Origin of the sequence: Arthrobacter psychrochitiniphilus, assembly GCF_003185915.1 — a bacterium.
GTDB classification, from domain to species: Bacteria; Actinomycetota; Actinomycetes; order Actinomycetales; family Micrococcaceae; genus Specibacter; species Specibacter psychrochitiniphilus.
On the sequence record NZ_QHLZ01000025.1, the window covers coordinates 1 to 2,913 of the forward strand.

A 2,913-nucleotide genomic window follows, 5' to 3' on the forward strand; every position below is an offset into this window, starting at 1 on the left:
GACACCGCCGGACAACACCAAAAAGGGTAGAGGCCCCACACCACCAGGTGCGGGGCCTCCCCACCTTTAACACCACCTTTTTCAGAACCACCAGGCTATCAACACCAACAACAATAACCACCACCACTCGAGCCGCCCCACACCAGGGCGGCTCCCCGCATTTAACGGGCTTCCCTTGGTTCCCACCACCATGCACCTTGTCCACCGCCGACTTTTGATGTTTGCTCGATGGCAGCACCACAGATGCGATGGTTGGAATGTCAATCCGATGTGAACCTGGGTCGCCTTGAGGTGGCAGTCGCATCGGAGACCACCTGCTCGTAGCCGTGGGGAGGAGATGTCTCGGGCTACTGTCTTCAACGTTGGCGGTACCGGACGGGTCGCCTTCCAATTCCTCTGCTTCAGGGTCTTCACTAATTAGTTGTGTTGCCCCTAGGCTCGCCTTTACCGGCGCACCGCCGGGGTCCCAAATGGGAAATTTGACAGCGATTTTGTCTGTCTTGTCACGTTCAATTACGCCCCCAAAATGTGTCCCCTCACAGTTTAGAAACGGAACATGGCGCGGCGGGTTAGTCCGGTGGAAAAAAGGAACATACCAAGTTTGGAATCGAAGGCAGCCCTCGTGATTGGTGTGGTTTCTACGGCGGCGCTGTCAACTAGGGCTGGGGTTGGATAGAACATGGATCAAGCACAACATCTGGAGTGTGGAAGCGATGAGCCCGGTGATGCTTTTGCCCAACATAACGCCTCAGGGACTGCAGTACTTACTCAAGGCCTACGGGGGTGAATGCCAGTGCAGTGCGTCTACCTGCGCGCCCACTGACCAGCGAGAGGTGCTTGGTGTGTAAGGACACGCAGTCGCACACCAATTGCTACAGGTGACCGGTCGGTGGCAAGATGGGCCAGCTCACCATGTACTGCTATCAAAGCGGCGAGTCCCTCAGCCCCAACTGGGTGAAATATTCAATCACCAGCCCCGGTGTAAACAACCCGTATCTGCCATCTTCGCCATACATCATTGATGCAGTCGACCGCTACTGGGCTGAAGACGTGCAGATCCTTGGCGCATGGCAGGACTGGTCGGATGCAGTTTGCGTGGTGTACCGCCGAACCGTCGACCCCATGATGACTCTTGGGTGCAGGCTCGAGTTTCATACAAACTCAGCAGACGGCACCATTGAGGGCTTCGCCCGTGACGTGGCGGTCAACCTCGCCGAGCCTATCGGTACCCAGATAGCAAGGAGTCGTCGAGACCAGCACGGCATCGTTTGGGTGGCCGTCCCAGAGGGCCGCCACACGTCCGAGCCGCCCATCAAGGTCCTACAAAAGATTGCTGACAGGTAGCGCCTTCCTTCGCTTTCAACTAGCTATCTATTAGCTCCGGACAGGGCCACGCCGACGGTGGGTTGTTGGTTTTTCGTGTTGGCGAGGCGGTAGGAGTCTGTCCCTGTTTCAATGATGGTGCCTTTGAACGTGAGCCGGTCCACGATGGCGGCGCAGAGACTCGGGTCGGTGAACGTTTTCGTCCATCCTGAGAGCGATTCGTTGGTGGCGATCGCAACCGATGCTTCTACTTCCCGTTCAGTGAGGCCCGGAAAGAGGAGTTAGGATACTCGTTTATCTAGTTCCATGAGCCCAGCTCATCGATGCAGAGCAAATCCGCCTTTCCGTATCTGGCGATGGTCTTCGCTAGGACCTTCGCGTCTTGGCCTCTACGAGCTCGTTCACGAGCCGGGTGGCGAGGGATTTGATCGCGGTGTTTTGATGTTTGGATTCGCCACGTAATCGAAGCCGATCAACCATTTAGTGCCAGGAAAGTTCGCTGTTCTGACTCGGCGGACGGATGCGCGCCGGTCACGGCGTTGCCGAAGCGTTTTAGAAGCAGCAACTGGGGCCGTGGGACTCATGAAATCTAGTCCTTAGGTGATGGGGGCGGTTGGGGACGGAGCCATCAGTAGTTCGTCATAGCCGGCTACTAATGGCAACGGGCGCCTATCTGGTGGCAAGCCAGCGATGACTACTGCCGGATCTGCCAGCCGGCGTTGGGAGAGACTGAGAACCCGGTGCTCAAGGGCTGCAACTTTTACACCGGGGCTGATCCGTAGAATCTGACGGTAAACAACGAGTTGCACTCACTGGCCACCCCTTGCCACGGTCAGTGGGTGGGCGGCGAGGGTTGGTGGCCCCACCAACACGCCCTAGTTATCCGTGGGGGAATCCGCAGCTGGTCATTGGCCAGATCGTATAGACGAGGCTTTCGATAGCAGGCTTGGGACGATCCGGTTGCAGGTGTGCGGGGATCAGGTAGTGCCTTTGGTTTCGCCTACTGAGAATGGCATTCACGTGTGGCTGTCCATGGATACTTGTGACCCAGGACAGCTTTCCTACTGGAACTCATCGGTATCTTGCCCGTGAGAATCTACGCCTCCGGAGGGCGGCGCCAAGATGCTTGCCACGGCAACCAGGGACAGGACACACCACCGTGGCTGTGCCTGCCAAACCAGTAGGGACAAACGTCAGGCTGGCTAAGACGTTTGCAGAGAAGAAATGAAGCAACTCAGCTAAAGCACTGGGACCGTATGACCACAAGTCCCTTCACGAGGATCCCGCTCCAGAAATGATCCCTAACACCTGAAGCAGAAGCAACTGCATGGCTGATTGGGGCGCTGATCCCTGGGCTGGTACCACGCCGGCAACTAATCACAGCGGTACCGCATTGTGGTTGAACTGCGGCTCCCGCGAGTCTTCTTGGCCCTGGCATCCTTGGCATTGCTTGTGGCAGTGCGGCGGGACGGCACCGTGGGTAGGCTTTGCCGATTTTGGGGTACTGATTGCCGATTTGCGTGTTGGTTGTTTGGTGTGTATTGTTTATCGAGTTGTCCTGATGAAGGGCGGCGTGACTAGCGGGAAAAT

General features: G+C 57.0%; 3 protein-coding genes and 1 pseudogene. 2 read left to right on the top strand and 2 right to left on the bottom strand.

The genetic code is table 11. The features are described from left to right. The first annotated feature begins 954 nt into the window (after positions 1 to 954). A complete protein-coding gene (locus CVS29_RS18030; protein ID WP_146213133.1) occupies positions 955 to 1,344 on the top strand; it encodes a hypothetical protein in 390 nt (129 codons plus the stop codon). A 23-nt stretch (positions 1,345 to 1,367) separates the two neighbouring features. Here the strand turns inward: CVS29_RS18030 and CVS29_RS18035 are convergent. Further along, positions 1,368 to 1,859: pseudogene (locus CVS29_RS18035) on the bottom strand (ATP-binding protein); the annotation flags it as partial. A 60-nt stretch (positions 1,860 to 1,919) separates the two neighbouring features. After that, entirely contained in the window at positions 1,920 to 2,132 is a 213-nt protein-coding gene (locus CVS29_RS18040; protein ID WP_110107979.1) for a hypothetical protein, read from the bottom strand. A 518-nt stretch (positions 2,133 to 2,650) separates the two neighbouring features. Between CVS29_RS18040 and CVS29_RS18740 the strand changes: the two genes are divergently transcribed. Next, on the top strand, positions 2,651 to 2,913 hold a 263-nt coding region (locus CVS29_RS18740; protein ID WP_211315182.1), incomplete at its 3' end, for a hypothetical protein.